Origin of the sequence: Roseococcus thiosulfatophilus (genome assembly GCF_017311575.1) — a bacterium.
GTDB classification, from domain to species: domain Bacteria; phylum Pseudomonadota; class Alphaproteobacteria; order Acetobacterales; family Acetobacteraceae; genus Roseococcus; species Roseococcus thiosulfatophilus.
In genome coordinates, this window is record NZ_JAFFQY010000061.1 from 175811 (window position 1) to 196364 (window position 20554).

At 69.8% G+C, this 20554-nt stretch carries 19 protein-coding genes; 7 read left to right on the forward strand and 12 right to left on the reverse strand.

What is annotated here, in order from left to right; genetic code table 11:
* Positions 1 to 362: 362 nt before the first annotated feature.
* Positions 363 to 1529, reverse strand: a complete 1167-nt coding sequence (locus JTN19_RS16650) for a GTP cyclohydrolase II (RefSeq protein ID WP_206934914.1) — start codon at positions 1527 to 1529, stop codon at positions 363 to 365.
* A 203-nt stretch (positions 1530 to 1732) separates the two neighbouring features.
* Between JTN19_RS16650 and JTN19_RS16655 the strand changes: the two genes are divergently transcribed.
* A complete protein-coding gene (locus JTN19_RS16655; RefSeq protein ID WP_206934917.1) occupies positions 1733 to 2383 on the forward strand; it encodes a response regulator transcription factor in 651 nt (216 codons plus the stop codon).
* A gap of 60 nt (positions 2384 to 2443) precedes the next feature.
* On the opposite strand, the gene JTN19_RS16660 is transcribed toward JTN19_RS16655, so the two are convergent.
* Positions 2444 to 3034: a malonic semialdehyde reductase gene (locus JTN19_RS16660; RefSeq protein ID WP_206934920.1), complete on the reverse strand. Its 591-nt coding sequence runs from the start codon at positions 3032 to 3034 to the stop codon at positions 2444 to 2446.
* A 181-nt stretch (positions 3035 to 3215) separates the two neighbouring features.
* On the opposite strand from JTN19_RS16660, the gene JTN19_RS16665 reads away from it, so the two are divergent.
* Positions 3216 to 4223 (forward strand): NAD(P)H-dependent flavin oxidoreductase, encoded by a 1008-nt coding sequence (locus JTN19_RS16665; RefSeq protein ID WP_206934923.1) that lies wholly within the window; start codon positions 3216 to 3218, stop codon positions 4221 to 4223.
* A 79-nt stretch (positions 4224 to 4302) separates the two neighbouring features.
* Positions 4303 to 5076: a sterol desaturase family protein gene (locus tag JTN19_RS16670; protein ID WP_206934926.1), complete on the forward strand. Its 774-nt coding sequence runs from the start codon at positions 4303 to 4305 to the stop codon at positions 5074 to 5076.
* Between the two features lie 59 nt (positions 5077 to 5135).
* Here JTN19_RS16670 and JTN19_RS16675 read toward each other — a convergent pair whose 3' ends face one another.
* Both JTN19_RS16675 and JTN19_RS16680 read right to left on the reverse strand, forming a co-directional pair.
* On the reverse strand, positions 5136 to 5636 hold the full coding sequence (locus JTN19_RS16675) for a hypothetical protein (RefSeq protein ID WP_206934929.1): 501 nt from the start codon (positions 5634 to 5636) through the stop codon (positions 5136 to 5138).
* A gap of 29 nt (positions 5637 to 5665) precedes the next feature.
* Positions 5666 to 7393, reverse strand: coding sequence for an AMP-dependent synthetase/ligase (locus JTN19_RS16680; RefSeq protein ID WP_206934932.1), 1728 nt, complete (start codon positions 7391 to 7393; stop codon positions 5666 to 5668).
* A 64-nt stretch (positions 7394 to 7457) separates the two neighbouring features.
* On the opposite strand from JTN19_RS16680, the gene JTN19_RS16685 reads away from it, so the two are divergent.
* The gene (locus JTN19_RS16685; RefSeq protein WP_242531216.1) at positions 7458 to 9275 is read left to right on the forward strand and encodes a M3 family oligoendopeptidase; all 1818 of its coding nucleotides are present in this window, start codon (positions 7458 to 7460) and stop codon (positions 9273 to 9275) included.
* Positions 9272 to 10657 (forward strand): ABC1 kinase family protein, encoded by a 1386-nt coding sequence (locus JTN19_RS16690; RefSeq protein WP_206934936.1) that lies wholly within the window; start codon positions 9272 to 9274, stop codon positions 10655 to 10657. The genes JTN19_RS16685 and JTN19_RS16690 overlap by 4 nt, the downstream gene beginning before the upstream one ends.
* On the opposite strand, the gene JTN19_RS16695 is transcribed toward JTN19_RS16690, so the two are convergent.
* The 3 genes from JTN19_RS16695 to hslV are packed head-to-tail and all read right to left on the reverse strand — an operon-like array spanning position 10658 to position 12952.
* Positions 10658 to 11017 carry a hypothetical protein gene (locus JTN19_RS16695; RefSeq protein ID WP_206934937.1) on the reverse strand — a complete coding sequence of 120 codons (360 nt, stop codon included), beginning with the start codon at positions 11015 to 11017 and terminating at the stop codon, positions 10658 to 10660.
* A 40-nt stretch (positions 11018 to 11057) separates the two neighbouring features.
* On the reverse strand, positions 11058 to 12377 hold the full coding sequence (hslU, locus tag JTN19_RS16700) for an ATP-dependent protease ATPase subunit HslU (RefSeq protein WP_340643354.1): 1320 nt from the start codon (positions 12375 to 12377) through the stop codon (positions 11058 to 11060).
* Positions 12378 to 12391: 14 nt separating this feature from the next.
* On the reverse strand, positions 12392 to 12952 hold the full coding sequence (hslV, locus tag JTN19_RS16705) for an ATP-dependent protease subunit HslV (RefSeq protein ID WP_191083768.1): 561 nt from the start codon (positions 12950 to 12952) through the stop codon (positions 12392 to 12394).
* A gap of 79 nt (positions 12953 to 13031) precedes the next feature.
* On the opposite strand from hslV, the gene JTN19_RS16710 reads away from it, so the two are divergent.
* Entirely contained in the window at positions 13032 to 14378 is a 1347-nt protein-coding gene (locus JTN19_RS16710) for a leucyl aminopeptidase family protein (protein WP_242531217.1), read from the forward strand.
* A 194-nt stretch (positions 14379 to 14572) separates the two neighbouring features.
* Positions 14573 to 14977 carry a MarR family transcriptional regulator gene (locus tag JTN19_RS16715; RefSeq protein ID WP_184382872.1) on the forward strand — a complete coding sequence of 135 codons (405 nt, stop codon included), beginning with the start codon at positions 14573 to 14575 and terminating at the stop codon, positions 14975 to 14977.
* A 25-nt stretch (positions 14978 to 15002) separates the two neighbouring features.
* On the opposite strand, the gene ugpC is transcribed toward JTN19_RS16715, so the two are convergent.
* The 5 genes from ugpC to JTN19_RS16740 form a co-directional block, all read right to left on the reverse strand.
* Positions 15003 to 16076 (reverse strand): sn-glycerol-3-phosphate ABC transporter ATP-binding protein UgpC, encoded by a 1074-nt coding sequence (gene ugpC, locus JTN19_RS16720; protein ID WP_206934941.1) that lies wholly within the window; start codon positions 16074 to 16076, stop codon positions 15003 to 15005.
* On the reverse strand, positions 16076 to 16978 hold the full coding sequence (gene ugpE / locus JTN19_RS16725) for a sn-glycerol-3-phosphate ABC transporter permease UgpE (RefSeq protein WP_206934943.1): 903 nt from the start codon (positions 16976 to 16978) through the stop codon (positions 16076 to 16078). The genes ugpC and ugpE overlap by 1 nt, the downstream gene beginning before the upstream one ends.
* Positions 16978 to 17859, reverse strand: a complete 882-nt coding sequence (ugpA, locus tag JTN19_RS16730; protein WP_206934946.1) for a sn-glycerol-3-phosphate ABC transporter permease UgpA — start codon at positions 17857 to 17859, stop codon at positions 16978 to 16980. Before ugpA ends, ugpE begins: the two co-directional genes overlap by 1 nt.
* Positions 17860 to 17916: 57 nt before the next feature.
* On the reverse strand, positions 17917 to 19266 hold the full coding sequence (gene ugpB / locus JTN19_RS16735; protein WP_206934948.1) for a sn-glycerol-3-phosphate ABC transporter substrate-binding protein UgpB: 1350 nt from the start codon (positions 19264 to 19266) through the stop codon (positions 17917 to 17919).
* Positions 19267 to 19383: 117 nt separating this feature from the next.
* Positions 19384 to 20508 carry a diaminopropionate ammonia-lyase gene (locus JTN19_RS16740; RefSeq protein WP_206934951.1) on the reverse strand — a complete coding sequence of 375 codons (1125 nt, stop codon included), beginning with the start codon at positions 20506 to 20508 and terminating at the stop codon, positions 19384 to 19386.
* Positions 20509 to 20554: the final 46 nt, after the last annotated feature.

The window sequence follows — 20554 nt, forward strand, 5'->3', positions numbered from 1 at the left end:
CGCGCGCTTGGCTTTCGCCGCGCGGCGGGGGGTGCCGGTGGGGCGGTGGCTCGGGCGGCGCCGGCCGCCGTGCGGCCGGATGCTTCCACGTTGTGCGCCCAGGCCGGGTAGGGCTGGCCCTCAAACGCCGGGCGCGCGCTCCGCGCGCTTGGCTTTCGCCGCGCGGCGCGGGTGACGGTGGGGCGGTGGCTCGGGCGGCGCCGGCCGCCGTGCGGCCGGATGCTCTCACATTGCGCCCCCAGGCCGGGTGGGGTTGGCCCTCAAACGCCGGGCGCCGCCTCCGGCGGCTGGGCTTTCGCCGCGCGGCGGGGGTGCTGTTGGCGCGGTGGTCCGGGCAGCGCCCTTAGGCCAGGTGACGCTCCTCACTCCGGCAGCATATGCCCGAAGCGCTGCGCCTTCGTGGCCAGGTAGCCGTCATTCACGCCATTGCCGGCGAAGGCGTGTTCCTCGCGGGCCTGCACCTCGATGCCGCAGGCGGCGAGGCCCGCCAGCTTGTCGGGGTTGTTCGTCAGCAGCCGCACGCGCGGAACGCCCAGGGCGCGCAGCATGGTGGCCGCCACCAGGAAGGTGCGCTCATCCGCCCCATAGCCCAGGGCCCGGTTGGCATCGAGCGTGTCCAGGCCCTGGTCCTGCAGCGTGTAGGCGCGCAGCTTGTTGACGAGGCCGATGCCCCGCCCCTCCTGCGCCAGATAGATCAGGACGCCCGCGCCTTCCTCGGCCATGCGGCGCAGCGCGCCCTTCAGCTGCGGCCCGCAATCGCAGCGCAGCGAGCCCAGGAGGTCCCCGGTGAAGCACTCCGAATGCAGCCGCGCCAGCGGCGCGCCACCGCCGGCCAGCACCGCCTCGGGCTTGCCCACCAGCATGGCCAGGTGCTCGATCCCGCCATCGGCGGCGCGGAAGGCGATGATGCGCGTGTCCTTCGCATCCTCCAGCGGCACCCGTGCCTCGCCCACCGCGCGCAGCGTGGTGGCGGCGGTGTGGGGGTAGGCCAGGATCTCCTCGGCCGCGATGCCCATCAGGCCCGGCACGGAAGTGACCACACGGTCCAGCGGCACCGCCACCAGCGCGGGCAGCAGGCGCCCCAGCTTGGCAAGGGCCAGCGCGGCGGGGGCAAGGGCCGGCGTGGCCGCGCGGTCCAGCTGCTGGCCCTCGGCGCCGAGCAGCTGGTCGGCGGTGGGGTCGGCAAAGGCACGCAGGCAGGCGGGGTCCATCAGCCCGGCCGGCAGGCGCAGCGCCACGGCGCCGGCCTCCGGCGCGTCGAGCGGCACGGGGCGCTGCAACAGGGCGGCCGCGCGCACGGGCGCCAGCAGCAGCACCGGCGGGCGCGCGGAGGCGCGCGCCATCTCGCCCAGGCCCTGCGCGCCGACGGTCTCGGCCGCCGCCACCAGGAGGGCGCCCTCGGCGCCATGCACCAGCACGGGCGTGCCGCGGCGGACTTCGGAGACGGCGCGATGCACCGCCCGCAGCACCAGGACATCCTCCGTCAGCGCACCAAGGGAAGCCTGCGGTTGCGAAGCGACGACATTCATGGACGACCGATCCTTCATGGGTAGAAACTTTGCCTTGAGAATGTGGCGTCACAGTGGGAAGCGACAGGGCGCCGCGTGAAACTTATTTTCGCGGACATGTGCAACCTTTCGCGCAAGCATTCCGCCCGCGCGGTGCAAGTGCTAAGAGGGAAGGGATTGTAAACCACAGCGGCTGTCATCAAGCCGACATCCTCCAGGCGACCATGGCCGGCCCGCGCCACCTGCTTCTACTGACCGAGGACGAGGCCCTGGCGGCCATTCTTCCCGCGCAACTGGCGCAAGGCACCGAATATCGGGCCGAGCCCGTGGCACCCGGCGACGGCGCCGCCCGCCTGATGGACCCTCTCGCGCGCATTGACGCCACGCTGCTCGATGCCCCCGCCCTGGAATGGGTGGAGCCCCTGCGCGCCGCCAGCGGCGGTCGGCCCATCCTGCTGCTGGGCGATGGCGCGGCGTCGGAACTGCCCAGCCTGCCCAAGCCCGTGCGGCTGGCGGCGCTGGTGTCCCGGATGAACGCGCTGCTGGCGGCCTTCGAGGCCTCGCCCGAGGCCGGCATCCGGATGGGCGGGCATTTCTTCCACCCGGCCTCGCGCCTGATGCTGACGCCGGAAGGCAGCCGCATCCGCCTGACCGAGAAGGAGGCCGCCATCCTCCTCTACCTGCACCGCGCGGCCGGCCGCGCCGTCTCGCGCGCCGAACTGCTGGGGGAGGTCTGGGGCTATTCGGCCGCGGTCGCCACCCACACGCTGGAGACGCACATCTACCGGCTGCGCCGCAAGATCGAGAAGGCGCCGGAACTCGCGCGCCTGCTGGTGACGGAAGAGGGCGGGTACCGGCTGGAACCCGCCCCCTAAGCTTTTCTTGGCGGCCGATTCACCCCCCGGCGATACCGCCGGAGGCGATCGGACGCGGGCTCAGAGCAGCTTGCAGGCTTCCTCGAACGCCAGGCGCGGGCTGCGCTCGAAGACGCCGGACGGGTCGCCATGGCCGAGCGTCACCAGCCAGTTGGACTTCCAGCCGGTGTCCGCCAGGAACAGCTCATCCACCTTGCCATTGTCGAAGCCGCTCATGGCGCCGACATCGAGGCCCAGCGCGCGGGCGGCCAGCATCAGGTAGGCGCCCTGCAGGGTGCCGTTGCGGAAGGCGGTGGTGTCGGCCAGCGACCAGTTGCCGGAGAACCAGGACTTCGCATCCGCATGGGGGAAGAGGCGCGGCAGCAGGTCGTAGAACTTCGGATCATGCGCGACGATCACGACCACGGGGGCGGTCATTGTCTTCTCGACATTGCCGGCCGAAAGCGTCTCCTTCAGCTTCGCCTTCGCCTCCGGCGTGCGGAGGAACAGGAAGCGCGCGGGCGAAGAATTGGCGCTGGTCGGGCCCCATTTCACGAGGTCGTACAGCTCACGCAGGGTCTCGTCGGAGACGGGCTTGTCCTGCCACTTGTTCTGGGTGCGCGCCTCGCGGAAGAGCTGGTCGAGGGCGGCGGGCGAGAGTGTTTCGGTCATGGAATTCCTTCCGGGCGGGGTTCCGCTTTCGTTCCGCATGTAGGGCGGCCGGGGCGAAGCTGCCAATGCGCACAGGCTATGGCCATCATCCGGCAGCGCAATATCGGCCGTGGCGGGCGTTTCCGTGGGCATGGAACCATGGCTAGACTGGCCCCAACCGAATGGAGAGGAACCGCACCCGATGGACCTGCGTGACATGCTCAAGGGGCGGCTGCGCCTGCCCCTCATCGCCTCGCCGCTCTTCATCATCTCGGTGCCGGACCTGGTGGTGGCGCAATGCACCAGCGGCATCATCGGCTCCATGCCCTCGCTCAACGCCCGCCCGCTGGAGCAGCTGGACGAATGGCTCACCGAGATCAAGGAACGCCTGGCCGCGCATGACCGCGCCCATCCCGACCGGCCCTCGGCCCCCTTCGCCATCAACCTGATCGTCCACAAGTCCAATGACCGGCTGGAGCAGGACCTGGCGCTGTGCGTGAAGCACAAGGTGCCGCTGATCATCACGAGCCTGGGCGCCCGGCCGGAGGTGAACGAGGCCATCCATTCCTATGGCGGCTTCGTGATCCATGACGTGATCAACCAGTTCTTCGCACGCAAGGCCATCGAGAAGGGCGCGGATGGGCTGGTGCTGGTGGCCGCCGGCGCGGGCGGCCATGCCGGCGCGCAATCCCCCTTCGCCCTGGTGCAGGAGACGCGGCAATGGTTCGACGGGCCGGTGGCGCTGTCGGGCTCCATCGCCCATGGGCGCAGCATCCTGGCCGCCGAGGCCATGGGGGCGGATTTCGCCTATATGGGCACGGCCTTCATCGCGACGCCCGAGGCGCGCGCGGTGGAGGACTACAAGCGGATGATCGTGGAGAGCGGGGCGGGCGACATCGTCTACACCAACCTCATCACCGGCGTGCACGGGAACTACCTGAAGCCCTCCATCGCGCGGGCGGGGCTCGACCCCGACAACCTGGACACGGGCGACAAGTCGCAGATGACCTTCGCCTCGGACCGTAAGAAGCGCTGGAAGGACATCTGGGGCGCCGGGCAATCCGTGGGCGGCATCCATGAGGTGATGCCGGCGGCGGCGCTGGTGGACCGGCTGGCGGCGGAATACGCGGAAGGGCGCCGGGCGCTGGGGGCGCATTCGCCCATCGTGAATCCTGGCTGGGGCCAAGGCCAGCGGGCGGCGGCCGAATAGCCGCGTAACCTTCCGGCGCGCGGCGGCGAAGCGGGAGGCAGCCCCTCCCCTTCCCTGCACGGACGCTTATCTATCTGCCATGGAACTCGAAGCCACCCTGCGCCTGGGCGCCTTCGCGGGCGTCCTGGCCGCGCTGATCCTGGCGGAGCGCCTGCTGCCCTGGGCGCATCCGCGGCCGCTGGGCATGCGGCGCTGGTGGCCGAACCTGGGGCTGGTGGCGGTGGGGTCGGTGCTGGTGCGCTTCACCCTGCCGCTGGCCGCCGTGGCGGCGGCCTTCTGGGCGCAGGGCCAGGGCATCGGGGTGATGAACTGGCTGGACCTGCCGCTCTGGGTGGCCATCCCGCTGACGGTCGTGGTCTTCGACCTCATCATCTACTTCCAGCACCGCGTCTTCCACCACGTGCCCTGGCTGTGGCGCCTGCACCGCGTCCACCATGCCGACCCCGAGATGGACGCCACCACCGGGGTGCGCTTCCACCCGGTGGAAATCTGGCTCTCCATGCTGGTGAAGATCGGTTTCGCGGTGGCGCTGGGCGCGCCGCCCGAGGGCATCTTGGCCTTCGAGATCATCCTCAATGCCACCAGCCTGTTCGAACACGCGGCCATCCGCATCCCGCCGAAGCTCGACCGCGCCCTGGGCTGGGTGATCGTCACGCCCAACCTGCACCGCATCCACCACAGCGAGCGCGAGCACGAGACGAACAGCCATTTCGGCTTCTGCCTCTCCCTGTGGGACCGGCTCTTCGGCACCTGGCGCGGCCGATGGGAGGGGGAGCTGGTGCTGGGCGTGCGCGGCCACCGCGAGCTGGACCGGCAGACGCTGCGGCGCCTGCTGACCCAGCCGCTGGACTAGCGGCCGGTCGGCCTCGGTGAAATCACCGAAGCCGATCAGCCGCTCAGCCCGGCCGCCCGCTACCGGTTCTCCAGCCCCCGCGCCGCCCGCTGCTGGCGGATACTGTCCGCCGAGGCACCGACCTGCTCCCGGAAGCGGGCCAGCCCCTCGCGCACGCCGCGATGGGCCTCCGGGAATTCCCGCGGCGGGGTGAAGCGGTCCGGCTGGCTTTCGTCATGGGCCAGCACCGCGTCCATGGTGCGGACCAGGAAGGACACGTCGCCAAAGGCCCATTCATTCAGCGGCCGCCCCACGCTTTCGGTCAGCGCGGCGAAGAGGGCGCGGTCCCCGTCCGCCGGCAGGTCGGGCCGGGCCACCAGGTGCGTCCGGTAGCGCAGCTGGCCCAGGTAGAACACGAAGACCGCGTCCTCTCGCTGCCCCGCCCCGAAGAGCCGCCCTGCCTCGCGGTAATAGGCGGAGGGGTGCTGGCCGTTCAGCCGCGCCCCCAGCGCCTCATTGGCACGCCCCAGCCCGGGGACCAGCGCCAACAAGGGAATGGCGGCGAGGTGGCGTCTGCGCATGTCGGCTTCCTTCGATAATGCGGGAAGGATCAGCCCAACCCGTTCACAACGCCCGCATAACGCTCCAGCACCAGCCGGCGCTTCACCTTCATGGTGGGCGTCAGCATGCCGTTCTCCACCGTGAAAGGCTCGGTCACGGGCGCCCAGCGGCGGATGCGCTCGACGGGCGAGAGCTTTGCGTTCACCCGCGCCACCGCACCCGCCAGGCTTTCCGCCTGCCCCTCCGCCGCCACCAGCAGGGCGACGACGCCGGCCATGCCCTCGCCGGCGGCCACGGCCTGGGCGATCTCGGGCTCGCCCACCAGCAGGGCTTCGAGCTTGGAAGGCGCCACCATGTCGCCCCCCTTCAGCTTGATGAAGTCCCGCTTGCGGTCGGTGATGACGAGGCGCCCCTCCTCCAACCGCCCCACATCGCCGGTGTGCAGCCAGGTCCTGCCATCGCCCTCCGGCACCCTCAGGGCGGCTTCCGTCGCTTCGGGGTTGTTCCAGTAGCCATCCATGACGAGCTTGCCCGCGACCAGGATCTCCCCATTCGCCGCGATGCGGACCTCCACGCCGGGCAAGGGCGGGCCCACGCTGCGCCGGGCATTGTCCCAGGGCAGGTTCACGCTGATGACGGGGCCGGCCTCGCTCTGCCCATAGCCCTGGATCAGCGGCAGGCCGAGGGCCAGGAAGAAGCCCGACAACTCGGGATCAAGACGCGCGCTGCCCGAGACCAGCGCCCGCACATTGCCGCCGAAGCGGCCGCGGATCTTGTTCCGCACCAGCCGGTCCAGCACCACGTCCTGCGCCTTCTCGAACAGGTTCAGCGGCGGGCCGTCCAGCTTCCGCAGCCCAAGCGCCAGGGCCTGGTCGAAGAGGCGCTTCTTGAGGCCGCCATCCTTCTCCACCTGGGCGGTGATGCGCGCCCGCAGCACCTCGAACAGCCGGGGCACGGCGGTGATGATGGCGGGCTTGAACTCGGCCATTTCGGCGCCGAGCCGGTCGGCGCCGCGGGAATAGACCACCTCCATCCCGAAGGAGGGCAGCAGGAAGCCGCCCACCGTGTGCTCATAGCTGTGCGACATGGGCAGGAAGGAGAGATACTTCTCCCCCGCCACATCCAGCCGCGCGATGAGGGGGCGGATGCCCTCACGGTTCGCCAGCAGGGCGCGGTGGGGCAGCATGACCCCGCGCGGCGCGCCGCCCGTGCCGGAGGTGTAGATCAGGCAGGCCAGCCGCCCCTCGGGGATGTGCTCGGCCTCCGCCATCAGCATCACCACGTCGCTGGGGGCGGCCTCCAGCGCCGCCCATTCGGCGCTTCGGCCGCCGGGGGGTGCGGGGGCGCCGGCCTCCATGCAGACCAGCAGGTCCAGCCCGGCCGTGCGGCCCGCCGCCTCCACCACCGCTCGTGCCAGCGCGGCCGTGGACACCACCGCCACCCGCGCCCCGCTGTCGCCCAGCACATGGGCGTGGTCGGCCACGGTGTTGGTCACATAGGTGGGCACGGTGACGGCGCCGATGGTCATCACCGCCACGTCGGTGATGAGGAATTCGGGCCGGTTCTCGCTGACCAGCAGCACCCGGTCGCCCGGCATCACGCCCTGGGCGCGCAGCCAGGCGGCCACCGCCGCCACCTTCATGGCGAAATCGCCCCAGGACAGCGTCCGCCACCGCCCATCGCGCCAGGCGGTCAGCATGGGCCTGTCGGGCATTTCGCGGGCCAGGCCCAGCATCATGCCCGGCAGGCTGCTCCATCGGGTTCCGGCTTGATTCATGTTTCCCCCCCGGCTCTGGGCGCGCGCGCCTTGGCCGCGCCTTGTCTTCGCATATATGAGAGGAATGCAAGACCGCCCATTTCCGCTGCGCGCCCCCCTCGATGCCTCCGCGGGGGAAGCCGCCCTCCCCGCCTGGGATCTGTCGGACCTCTACAAGGGGGAAGACGACCCCGCGCTGGAAGCGGACCTCTCCCGGGCCGAGGCCGAGGCCGGCGCCTTCCAGGACCGTTTCGCCACGAAGCTGGGCGGGCTCTCCGGCGACGGCCTGGCCCAGGCCATCGCGGAATATGAGCGGATCGAGGAAATCCTGGGCCGGGTGATGAGCTTCGCCCAGCTGGTCTTCTCGGGCGACGCGCAGAACGCCGCCAATGGCCGCTTCTACCAGACCATGCAGGAGCGGGTGACGACCATCTCCTCCTACCTGGTCTTCTTCACGCTGGAGCTGAACCGGCTGGAGGAATCCGCGCTGGAAGACAGGCTGCGCGAAAGCGCCGCCCTGTCGCGCTTCCGCCCCTGGCTGCGCGACCTGCGCGTCTGGCTGCCGCACCAGCTGCCCGACGAGATGGAGAAGCTGCTGCACGAGAAGGAGGTGACGGGCCGCGCCGCCTGGAACCGCCTCTTCGACGAGACCATGGCCAACATGACGGTCACCGTCTCGGGCGAGGAACTCTCCGTCTCCGCCGCGCTGAACAAGCTGTCCGACACCGATCGCGCGGTGCGCGAGGCCGCGGCCCAGGGCGTGTCGGAGGCCTTCCAGTCCCGCATCCGCCTCTTCTCGCTCATCACCAACACGCTGGTGAAGGACAAGGAGGTGATGGACCGCTGGCGCAAGCACCCGCGCCCCGGCTCCTCCCGCAACCGCGCCAACATGGTCGAGGACGAGGTGGTGGATGCCCTCGTCACCGCCGTGCGCGGCGCCTATCCGCGCCTGTCGCACCGCTACTACGCCATGAAGGCGAAGTGGCTGGGCCTGGACAAGCTGCAGCATTGGGACCGCAACGCGCCCATCCCGCGCGACACCGACGCGACCATCCCCTGGCCCGAGGCCGTCTCCCGCGTGCGCGCGGCCTATGGCGCCTTCTCGCCGGAGCTGGAGCGGGTCGCCGCGCCCTTCTTCGACAAGCCCTGGATTGACGCGGCCCTCCGCCCCGGCAAGGCGGGCGGCGCCTTCGCGCACCCCACCGTGCCATCGGCCCACCCCTATCTGCTGCTGAACTACCACGGCAAGGCGCGCGACGTGATGACGCTGGCCCATGAGCTCGGCCATGGCGTGCACCAGCGACTCGCGGCCGAACAGGGCTATCTGATGAGCGGCACGCCGCTGACCCTGGCCGAGACCGCGTCGGTCTTCGGCGAGATGCTGACCTTCCGCGCCATGCTCGACGCCGAGACGGACCCCGCGAAGCGCCGCCTGCTGCTGATCGGCAAGGTGGAGGACATGCTGAACACGGTGGTCCGCCAGATCGCCTTCTACCGCTTCGAGACCCTGCTGCACGACGAGCGCCGCAAGGGCGAAGTCAGCGCCGAACGCATCGGCGAGATCTGGATGAAGGTGCAGACCGAAAGCCTCGGCCCCGCCTTCGACTTCACGCCGGATTACGCCGTCTACTGGGCCTATGTGCCCCACTTCGTGCACAGCCCCTTCTACGTCTACGCCTATGCCTTCGGAGATTGCCTGGTGAACGCGCTCTACGGCGTGTTCCGCGACGGCACGGTGCCGGATTTCGAGGCCAAGTATCTCGACATGCTCCGCGCCGGCGGCACGCTGCGGCACAAGGAATTGCTGGCGCCCTTCGGCCTCGACGCCTCGCGGCCGGAATTCTGGAACAAGGGGCTCGACGTCATCGCGGGCTTCATCGATGAGCTGGAACGCACCCCATGAGCGAGGAGCGCCGCGAAAGCAGCCTTTTCGGCGAGGTGCGGCGGATGGTCCGCACCTCCGGCGCCGTCACCGGCATCGCGGCCCGCGTGGCGGGCGAGCGCTATCTCGGCATCAAGACCAACAAGGACAGCCATGCCGAGGACCTCAAGGCCATCCTGGGCGGGCTGAAGGGCCCCATGATGAAGGTGGCGCAGTTCCTCGCCACCATCCCCGACGCGCTGCCCGAGGAATACGCGCGCGAATTGGCCACGCTGCAATCCAACGCGCCGCCCATGGGCTGGGCCTTCGTGAAGCGCCGCATGGGCACGGAACTCGGCCCCGACTGGCAGAAGCATTTTTCCGAGTTTGGACAGGAGGCCGCCGCCGCGGCCAGCCTCGGCCAGGTTCACCGCGCCACCTTGAAGGACGGCACGCGCGTCGCCTGCAAGCTGCAATACCCGGACATGCCGAGCGTGGTGGAAGCGGACCTGCGCCAGCTCAAGCTCGGCATGCAGCTCTATCGCCGCATGGACAGCGCCCTGGACAACGAGGACGCCTACGCGGAAATCGCCGACCGGCTGCGCGAGGAGCTGGACTACACGCGCGAGGCCTCGCACCAGCGCCTCTACGACCTCATCCTCGCCGATGAGCCGGCCGTCCAGGTGCCGACGCCCATAGACCACCTGACCACCCGCCGCCTGCTGACCATGACCTGGCTGGAGGGCGGTTCCATCCTGAAGCGCCTGGACGAGGACCCGCCGCTGGAGGAGCGCAACGACTACGCGCGCGCCCTCTTCGCCGCCTGGTACAAGCCCGTCTACCGCTATGGCGTCATCCATGGCGACCCGCACCTGGGCAACTACCAGATCCGCCGGCCCACCGATGGCGCGCCGGGCGGGCTCTCCCTGCTGGATTTCGGCGTGGTGCGGATCTTCCCGCCGCATTTCATCACCGGCGTCATCACCCTCTACGAGGCGGTGCGCGACGGCGATGACGACAAGGCCCACCATGCCTTCGAGGTCTGGGGTTTCCGCAACCTCTCGCGCGAGACCATGCTGGTGCTGAAGAAGTGGGCGGATTTCCTCTACGAGCCGCTGCTGGAGGACCGTGTGCGCCTCATCCAGCAATCCTCCGACCCTACCCATGGACGCAAGGTGGCGGAGGAGGTGCATCGCGGCCTCAAATCCACGGGCGGCGTGCGAATCCCGCGCGAATTCCCGCTGATGGACCGCGCGGCGATCGGCCTCGGCAGCGTGTTCTTCCGCCTGAAGGCGGAGCTGAACTGGCACCGCATGTTCCACGAGCTGATCGAGGACTACAACGAGGCCGCCCTCGCCCAGCGCCAGGCCGAGGCTCTGGCCCAGGCGCGCGTGCCCGGGCCTGTCACCGCGCCGGTGAAGTAGTCAGCGGCGCGGCTGGACCTCCTCGATCCGGCCGCCGCAGCCGCGGAAGCAGCGGTCGAAGTCGCCGCTGCACCGCCAGGACTGGTTGAGGCAGGCGGGGGGCTGCACGCAGCCCATGCCGCGCGACTGCACGCAGCGGTTATAGGCCGCCATGGCGAAGTTCCGGCTGGCATTGCAATGCTGGTAGTCGCGATCGGCGAAGGCGCGGCATTGCTGCTGCTCGAAGCGGCATTGCGAGACGCAGGCCTGCCCCTCGGGCCCCGGCGGCGGGATATAGGCGTATTCCGTGCAGGCCCCCAACGCGAAGAGCGCCAGCAGCAACACCCAGCTTCTCAACCTCGTGAACATTCGGCCCGCCATGATCTGCACCGCAGATGATGGCGGGCCGCGTCCGGCTTGGCTACAGGATGTAGCGCGACAGATCCGCACTGGCGGCCAGCGGTGCCACGCGGTCGCGCACCATGGCGGCATCCACCGTCACGGTCTCGCCGCGGCGGTCGCTGGCGTGGAAGCTGACATCCTCCAGCAGGCGTTCCAGCACGGTGGCGAGCCGCCGCGCGCCGATGTTCTCGACGCTGGCGTTGATCTCGGCCGCGAGGTCCGCCAGCGCGTCCACCGCCTCGTCCAGGAAGACCAGTTCCACGCCCTCGGTCGCCATCAGCGCGCTCGCCTGCTTGAGCAGGGAATGCTCCGGCTCGGTCAGGATGCGGCGGAAATCATCGCGGGTCAGCGCCTTGAGTTCCACGCGGATGGGCAGGCGGCCCTGCAATTCCGGCAGCAGGTCCGACGGCTTGGACAGATGGAAGGCGCCCGAGGCCACGAAGAGGATGAAGTCCGTCCGCACCGGGCCATGGCGCGTGTTGACGGTGGTGCCCTCGATCAGCGGCAGCAGGTCGCGCTGCACGCCCTCGCGGCTGACATCGCCGCCGCGGAAGCCGCCCTCACCGGTGCGGGCGCAGATCTTGTCGATCTCGTCCAGGAAGACGATGCCGTTGTTCTCGGCGTTCTGCACGGCGGCGCGGGTCAGCGCCTCGCTGTCCAGCAGCTTGTCGGCCTCGTCGCGGATCAGCGCGTCGCGCGCGGCGGCCACCGTCATGCGGCGGGGCTTGGCGCGGCCGCCGAACATCTTGCCCAGCATGTCCTGCATGTTCTGCATCTGGCCGGGCGGCATGCCGGGCATGTCCATCATGCCGATGGGCGTGCCCTGCGGTTCGTTCACCTGGACCTCGACCTCGCGGCCCTCCAGCGTGCCCTCGCGCAGCATGCGGCGGAACTTCAGGCGCGTCTCGCCCGAGGCGCCCTCGCCCACCAGCGCGGAAACGATGCGTTCCTCGGCCTGCAATTCGGCCTTGGCCTGCACGCCGCGCCGCGCCTGCTCGCGCGCCTGGAGGATGGCGGCCTCGACCAGGTCGCGGACGATGCTCTCCACGTCGCGGCCGACATAGCCGACCTCGGTGAACTTCGTGGCCTCGACCTTGAGGAAGGGCGCATTGGCCAGGCGCGCGAGGCGCCGCGCGATCTCGGTCTTGCCGCAGCCCGTGGGGCCGATCATCAGGATGTTCTTCGGCACCACCTCCTCCTGGAGGCTTTCCGGCAGCTGCTGCCGGCGCCAGCGGTTCCTGAGCGCGATGGCCACCGCGCGCTTCGCGTCGTTCTGGCCGATGATGAAGCGGTCCAGCTCGCTCACGATCTCGCGCGGGGAGAGGTTGACCGTCTCGATGGGGGTGATCTCGTTCATGCAGGCAACGTCTCCAGGATGAAGTTGCCATTGGTGTAGACGCAGATATCGGCGGCGATCTTCATGGAGCGACGGGCGATCTCCTCGGCGGAAAGCCCCTCCACCGTCATCAGGCCCCGCGCGGCGGCCAGCGCGTAGTTGCCGCCGGAGCCGATGCCGATGATGGCATCCTCCGGCTCCAGCACGTCGCCATTGCCGGTCAGGAGCAAAGAGCGGTCCTTGTCGGCCACCGCCAGCAGCGCCTCCAGGCGCCGCAGGTAGCGGTCGGTGCGCCAATCCTTCGCCAGTTCGACGCAGGCGCGTTCGAGCTGGTCGGGGAAGCGTTCGAGCTTGGCCTCCAGCCGCTCCAGCAGCGTGAAGGCATCGGCGGTGGCGCCGGCGAAGCCCGTCAGCACCCGCCCCTGGGCGATGCGCCGCACCTTGCGCGCATTGCCCTTCACGACGGTCTGGCCGAGCGAGACCTGGCCATCGCCCGCCATCGCGACCTTTCCGTCACGGCGCACGCAGAGGATGGTGGTGCCGTGCCAGCCGATCGGATCATGTGTTGTGTTCGACATGGTGCCGATGTGGCGCGTCGGCCCCGCTTCGGCAATGCGGCTTGCCCGATCGCATGACGGACCCGAACATCGCGCATCTATGGAGACCGACCCGATGCTGCCCTGCCTCGCCCCGGCCGATTCGCCCGCCCTGCCCCTGCATGTGGTGACGCAAGGCGGCTGGGAGGCCCTGCCCGGCGCCGATTTCGCCCGCGCGAGTGGCTTCCGCGCCAAGCCGGGGGAACTCGTCCTGCTGCCTGGCGGGGATGGGCTGGCCGGCGCGCTGCTGGGTGCGCCCGAGACGTCGCACGGCTTCGGCGCCCTGCCCTTCACCCTGCCCGAGGACACCACCTGGCGCGCGGAAGGCGCGGATGCGGCCGAGGTGACCCTGGGCTGGTGCCTCGGCGCCTACCGCTTCACCCGCTTCAAGCCCGGCAAGCGCACCCCCGCCCGGCTGGTCGCCGCACCCGGCCATGAGGATGCCGCCATCGAGGCCGCCGCCATCTGGCGCGCGCGCGACCTGATCAACACCCCCGCCAACCACCTGGGCCCCGCCGAACTGGCCGCCGCCGTGGCGGAGATCGGCGCCGCCCATGGGGCACGCGTCGAGATCATCGAGGGTTCGGCGCTGGAACAGGGCTTCCCGGCCGTGGCCGCGGTCGGCCAGGGCAGCCCCCGCGCGCCGCGCGTGGCCGTTCTGGAATGGGGCGAGGCCGATGCGCCGCTGGTGGCGCTCTGCGGCAAGGGGGTGTGCTTCGACACGGGCGGGCTGGACCTCAAGCCCTCCTCCGCCATGCTGCGCATGAAGAAGGACATGGGCGGCGCCGCGGTGATGATCGGGCTGGCGGAGGCGCTGATGGACTCCCGCGCGCCCATCCGCCTGCTGCTTCTGGTGGGCGCGGTGGAGAACAGCGTCTCCGGCACCGCCTTCCGCCCCCTGGACGTGATCCGCACCCGCAAGGGGCTGACGGTCGAGATCGGCAACACCGACGCCGAGGGAAGGCTGGTCCTGGCCGACCTGCTGGCCTTCGCCGCCGAACGCCGCCCCCGCCTGATCCTGGACGGCGCGACCCTCACGGGCGCCGCGCGCGTGGCCCTGGGCCCGGACCTGCCCGCTTTGTTCAGCAACGATGAAAGCCTTGCCGCCGCGCTGCTGGCGGGCGGCGAGGCCGCCGGCGAACCCCTTTGGCGTCTGCCCCTGCACCAGGGCTATGCGGGCTGGTTGGAGAGCCCGGTGGCCGACCTCAACAACGTGTCCGCCAAGCCCATGGCCGGCGCCATCGTGGCCGGCCTTTTTCTTCAGCGATTTGCGCCAAGTGACATTCCGTGGGGACACCTGGACCTGTATGCTTGGAATGACAGTTCCCGCCATGGCCGCCCCGAAGGAGGCGAGGCAACCGGGCTGCGCGCCCTGCGCCGAGGGTTGCAACACTTCCTGGGTGGTTGAACCAGCATCCGCTCAACCCGCAATCATTTTAACGAGCGGTTGATGAATTCCTTGCAATTTTCTCGGCGCTGATCCCTACTGTTCACATGGCGGCAACCCCATGTGACCGCCATCACAGTCACATTCCGCGAGCCAGAGGGGCATCCCACTACATCCGAACCCCTCCAAGGCCCTGCCGGGAAAGGAAGGATGCCATGTCTGTCCACTCCAACCCCGACCAGCTGGTGGGCGTCCTTCGGGACACCATCGTGGCGCTGGTCCGCCGGGATGGGCCGGACCTGTCGGCCCGCCAGCTTGGTGTGTTCCTCACCGTGTATCTCAGCCCGGGGCCACATACGGTCCGCGGCTTGGCGCATGAGCTGAACGTCTCCAAGCCCGCCATCACCCGCGCCCTCGACCGCCTGGGCGAGCTGGACCTGGCCCGCCGCAAGGTGGACCCCATGGACCGCCGCAGCGTGCTGGTGCAGCGCACCCTCAAGGGCTCGGTCTTCCTGCGCGACCTGCGCCAGACCATGGCCGAGGCCGAGGGCATCATCACCGAGATGCCCCTGCCCGATTCGGCCATCGCGGCCGAGCTGGAAGGCGCGGGCTACCGCTGAGCCCGCGCGCGGGGCGCGGCGGCCCTCAGCCGCCCGCCTCCAGCCGCTTGCCCGTCTCGCCGTCGAAGACGTGCAGGGTGTGCAGCGGGATGATGACGTCGAGCCGCCCGTCGGAATAGCTGCTGCCCGGCAGCTTCGCCGTCACCTCCGTGCCATCCTCCAGGCGTGCGTGGATCACGCTCTCACCCCCCAGCGGCTCCACTAGCTCAACCTGGAGTTCAAGTCCGCCCTGGCCGGGGGTCAGGTGCTCGGGCCGCACGCCAATGGTCAGCTTGCGGCCGGCGGGGCCGGGGCGCGGGCCGTCGTGGAAGGGCAGGACGAGGCCATTGGTGTCAAGCCGCGCCGCATGGCCCCCTTCCTCCAGCGTGGCGGGGAAGAGGTTCATGGCGGGGCTGCCGATGAAGCTCGCCACATAGGTGTCGGCGGGGCGCGCCCAGATCTCCATCGGCGTGGCGATCTGCGCGGCGTGGCCGGCATGCATGACCACCAGCCGGTCGCCCAGCGTCATGGCCTCGACCTGGTCATGCGTCACGAAGAGGGAGGTGACGCCGAGCCGCTTCTGCAGGCGCCGGATTTCCGCGCGCATCTGCACGCGCAGCTTCGCGTCGAGGTTGGACAGCGGCTCGTCGAAGAGGAACAGCTTCGGCTCGCGCACGATCGCGCGGCCCATGGCCACGCGCTGCCGCTGCCCGCCCGAGAGCTGGCGCGGCCGGCGTTCCAGCAGCGCGCCGATGCCCAGCAGGTTCGCCGCCTCCTGCACGCGCTTCGCGATCTGGTCCTTCGGCAGGCCCCGAATCTTGAGGCCATAGGCCATGTTGTCGAAGACGCTCATGTGCGGATAGAGCGCGTAGTTCTGGAACACCATCGCCACGTCCCGCTCGGCGGGTTCGAGCGCCGTGACATTCCGCCCGGCGATGACGACATTGCCGGTACTGGCCGTCTCCAGCCCCGCCACGATCCGCAGCAGGGTGGATTTGCCGCAGCCCGAGGCGCCGACAATGACGATCATCTCGCCATCGGCCACGTCGAGATTGATGCCGTGCAGCACATGGGTGGGCCCGAAGGCCTTGGTCACGCCCTGGATGTTGAGGGTCGCCATTACTTCTCGGTCTCCGTCAGGCCCTTCACGAACCAGCGCTGCATGAGGATGACAACGGCGACCGGCGGCAGCAGGGCCAGCACGGTGGTCGCCATGACGATGTTCCATTCGGTGTCGGCTTCCGCCCCCAGCATCTTCACGATGCCGATGACGATCGTCTCCACATCCGTGCTGGTCGTGACCAGCAGGGGCCAGAGATACTGGTTCCAGCCATAGACGAAGAGGATGACGAAGAGCGCCGCGATGTTGGTGGCCGAGAGCGGCAGAACGATGTCCTTGAAGAAGCGCATCGGCCCCGCGCCGTCCATCTTCGCGGCCTCCACCAGCTCATCCGGGATGGTCAGGAAGAACTGGCGGAACAGCAGCGTGGCCGTCGCGGACGCGATCAGCGGGATGATCAGCCCCTGATAGGTGTTCACCATGCCGAGGTCGCTCACCACCTGGAAGGTGGGGAAGATGCGCACCTCCACGGGCAGCATCAGCGTGATGAAGATGGCCCAGAAGCAGAGCATCCGCCCGGGGAAGGAGAAGAACGCCACCGCATAGGCCGAGGTGATCGAGATGGCGAGCTTGCCCACCGTGATCAGCAGCGCCATCACCGCGCTGTTGAACATCATGGTCGAGACGGGCACGGAGGCGCGGCGGGTGTTCCCCTCGCTCCAGGCCGTCGCGTAGTTGTTCCACCCCTCGGAGCCCGGCAGCAGGGGCACCTCGCCCCGGCCGATGGTGGCCGCGTCATGGGTGGAGCCCATCAGCACGATCCAGATGGGCAGGGCGAAGAGCACCACGCCCAGCAGCAGGATCACATGGGTGGTGAGGTCGGCGCCGAGGAAGCGGCGGCGGCGCGGCGCCTCCGCGGCCAGCGGCACGGGCGCCGCGATGGCGGGTTGGGCCTGGGACATCAGTAATGCACCCTGCGTTCGATGAAGCGGAACTGCACCAGCGTCAGCGCCATGACCGCGATCATCAGCACCACCGATTGCGCGGCCGAGGAGCCGAGGTCGAGGTTTACCCGCCCGTCCACATAGGCGCGGTAGATCATGGTCTGGGTGGCGTTGCCGGGCCCGCCGCCGGTCAGCGCGTCAATGATCCCGAAGGTGTCGAACACGGCCGAGGTGATGTTGATCACCAGCAGGAAGAAGGTGGTGGGCGACAGCAGCGGGAAGATGACGGTCCAGAAGCGGCGCGAGGGGCTGGCGCCATCAATGGCCGCCGCCTCCAGCACGGATTTCGGGATGGATTGCAGCCCCGCCAGGAAGAAGAGGAAGTTGTAGGAGACCTGCTTCCACGCCGCGGCCAGGATGACGACGAGCATCGCCTGGTCTCCGTTCAGCCGGTAGTCCCAGGGCACGCCGAAGCCGTTCAGCGCCCGGCCGAGCAGACCGAGGCTCGGGTGGAACAGGAAGATGTAGAGCACCGCCGCGATGGCGGGCGCGATGGCATAGGGCCAGATCAACAGGGTGCGGTAGGTGTCGCGCCCGCGGATGTGCCGGTCCGCCAGCACGGCCAGCAGCAGCGCCACGCCCATGGAGAGCACGGTCACCCAGAAGCTGAACCAGATCGTGTTCCAGACCACCTGCAGGTAGCGTTCATCGGCGAAGAGGTCCTGGAAGTTCTCCAGCCCCACGAACATGACCGAGATGCCGAAGGCGTCCTGGCGCAGGAAGGAATACCGGATGGCCTCCGCCGCGGGCCAGAAGAAGAAGATGGCGGTGACGATGAGCTGTGGCGCAAGCAGCAGATAGGGAAGCAGCTTGTTGCCGAAGATGACCTTGCGCCGCATTGGGCCTCTCTCGGGATGGTGGGGGGCGGAACAGCCGCCCCCCGGTAAGGTTCAGTCTCAGCGGCGGTTGGCGCGCTCGAAGTTCCGCAGCACCACGTCGGCGCGGCGGTTGGCGTTGGCCAGGGCCGTCTGCGCGTTCTGCTGGTTCTGGAAGCCGCGCTCAAGCTCCTCCTGGATGATGTTGCGGATTTCCACGAAGCCGCCCAGGCGGAAGCCCTGGCTGTTCGGCGTGGGCTCCGCGCGCGAGAGCTGGGTGATGGCGGCGTCCGCACCCGGGTTGCGCTCGTAGAAGCCCTCGGCCTTGGACGCCTCGTAGGCGGCCAGCGTCAGAGGCACATAGCCGGTGACCTGGTGCCACCACTTGTCCTGCTCGACGTCGGAGATGAAGCGGTAGAACTCCGCCACGCCGCGATATTCGGCCGCGGTGCGGTTGCGCGAGGTCAGCGCCCAGAGGCTCGCGCCACCGATCACGCCGTTCTTCGGGCTGGTGGTGATGTCGGCATGGTGCGGCAGCACCACCGAGGCCCAGCGGAACCGCGCCTCGCGCTGCACCGCCGCGCGGCCGGCCGAGGAGTTGAAGCTGATCGCCGCCTGGCCGGCCGGGAAGGCCGCGCCGCCGCCGCCATCGCGGCCGCCATAGGTGAAGTGGCCGGCGCGCTGCATCTCCAGCAGCATCTCGGTCTGCTTCAGGAAGATCGGGTCCGCGAGGTTCATCCGCGCGTCCAGGCCCTGGAAGCCATTGGCGGGCGAGGCCAGCGCGACGTCGTGGATGGACGACATCTGCTCGTACATCACCCAGGTCGGCCAGGCGGTCGTCATCGCCATCTCGGCCGCGTTGCGGGCGCGGATGGCCTGGGCGGCGGCGCGCACCTCGGCCCAGGTCTTGGGCAGGTCGGTGGTGGAGAGGCCCGCGCGCTCGAAGGCGTCCAGGTTCAGCCACATCACCGCCGAGGAGGAGTTGTGCGGCATGGAGATCATGCGGCCCTGGGTGTCGCTGTAGTAGCCGCGGACACCGGCCAGGTAGCGCTGCGGGTCGAGCTCGATGCCCGCCTCGCCCAGCAGCTCATAGACGGGACGGATGGCGGGGCCCGCGCCCATCATGGTGGCGGTGCCGACCTCGAAGACCTGCGCGATGTGCGGGGCCGTGCCCGCGCGCCAGGCGGCGATCGCCCCGCTCATCACCTCGGGGTAGGAGCCGCGGAAGGTGGCCACCACGCGGTAGCGGTCCTGGCTCTCGTTGAAGCGCTGCGCCTGCTCGGCCACGCGCTCGCCCAGGGCGCCCGCCAGCCCGTACCAGAACTGGATCTCGGTGCGGCCGCCGGCGCCGGTCTGCGCGCGGGCCGAGGGGGCGATGAAGGGAACGGACAAAAGGCCGGCCGAACCGGCCAGCAGTGAGCGGCGCTGCATGAAGGTGCTCTCCCAGGGGTTTTGGTCTTGCGGGGCGCTATACGCGCTTGGTTGCCTCGGTGTGACAGTTTTTTTGCACAATGATGAAGGCGACCATCCCCTGGCAAGAGGCTTCGTTCATCCCCCCGTCAGTTCGGCGTAGAGCGCGGGGTCCGTGGCCCCCTCGGTGCCGAAGACCAGCACCCGGCTGTCCGCATCCAGCCCCAGCATCGCCCGGGCCGAGACATCGGCCATGGCCGATTCGAAGGCGATCAGCCCCGCCACGGCACTTTCGCCGGCCTCGATGCCCCGCGCATGCAGGGCGCGCATGGCCGGCGCCACGGCCGAATCGGGCACCGCCATGAAGGCGAAGGCCGCCCGCTCCAGCTCCTGCCAGGCGAGCAGGGAGGGCTCGCCGCAGGCCAGCCCGGCCATGATCGTGTCCAGCGCGCCGGTCACGGCCCGCATCTCGCCGGCGGCGGCACTTTCCAGCAGGCAGGCGGCCTCCTCCGGCTCGGCCACCACCAGCCGGGCGCCGGGGGCCTGGTGGCGCAGCTGCACCGAGACGGCGGCCGCCACCCCGCCCACCCCGCCAGGGACAAACACATGGGTGGGGGGCGCGGGCATCTGGGCCAGCGCCTCCTCCGCCATCAGGCGGTAGCCCTGCATCACGTCGCGCGGGGGCTCGGTGTAGCCGGGGTAGGAGGTGTCGCTGATGACGAACCAGCCATTCTCATCCGCCGCGCGCTGGGCGGCGCGGACGCTGTCATCGTAGTTGCCCGGCACCTCGCGCACCTCGGCGCCGAAGGCGGCGATGGCGTCACGCCTTCCCTGGGACACGTTCTCGTGCACGAAGATGACGCAGCGCGCGCCGAAGCGCTGGGCGCCCCAGGCCACGCTGCGGCCGTGATTGCCGTCGGTGGCGCAGGTGACGGTGATCTGTTCCGTGGCATGGGCATACTGGCCGGATTCCAGCGCCGCGCCATTGGCGTTGTTGGCCGTGCCGCGCCGCGCCAGCTCCTGCCCCAGCAGCCGGGCCACGGCATAGGCGCCGCCCAGGGCCTTGAAGCTGCGCAGCCCGAAGCGCTGGCTCTCATCCTTGTAGTGCAGGCTGGCGACCCCCTCGGCGGGGATGGCGTGCAGCGGGGTGGGGGCATAGCCCGGCCAGGCGGTGATCTCGGCGCGGGCGCGGCGATACCCCCCTTCGGGCAGGACGATGATGCCGGGGGTGCCGTGGTGGGCATTGGGAACGAGACGATGCATGGCGCGCAGCTTGGCGGGGCGGGCGGCGCGGGGCAATCTCCGCGAC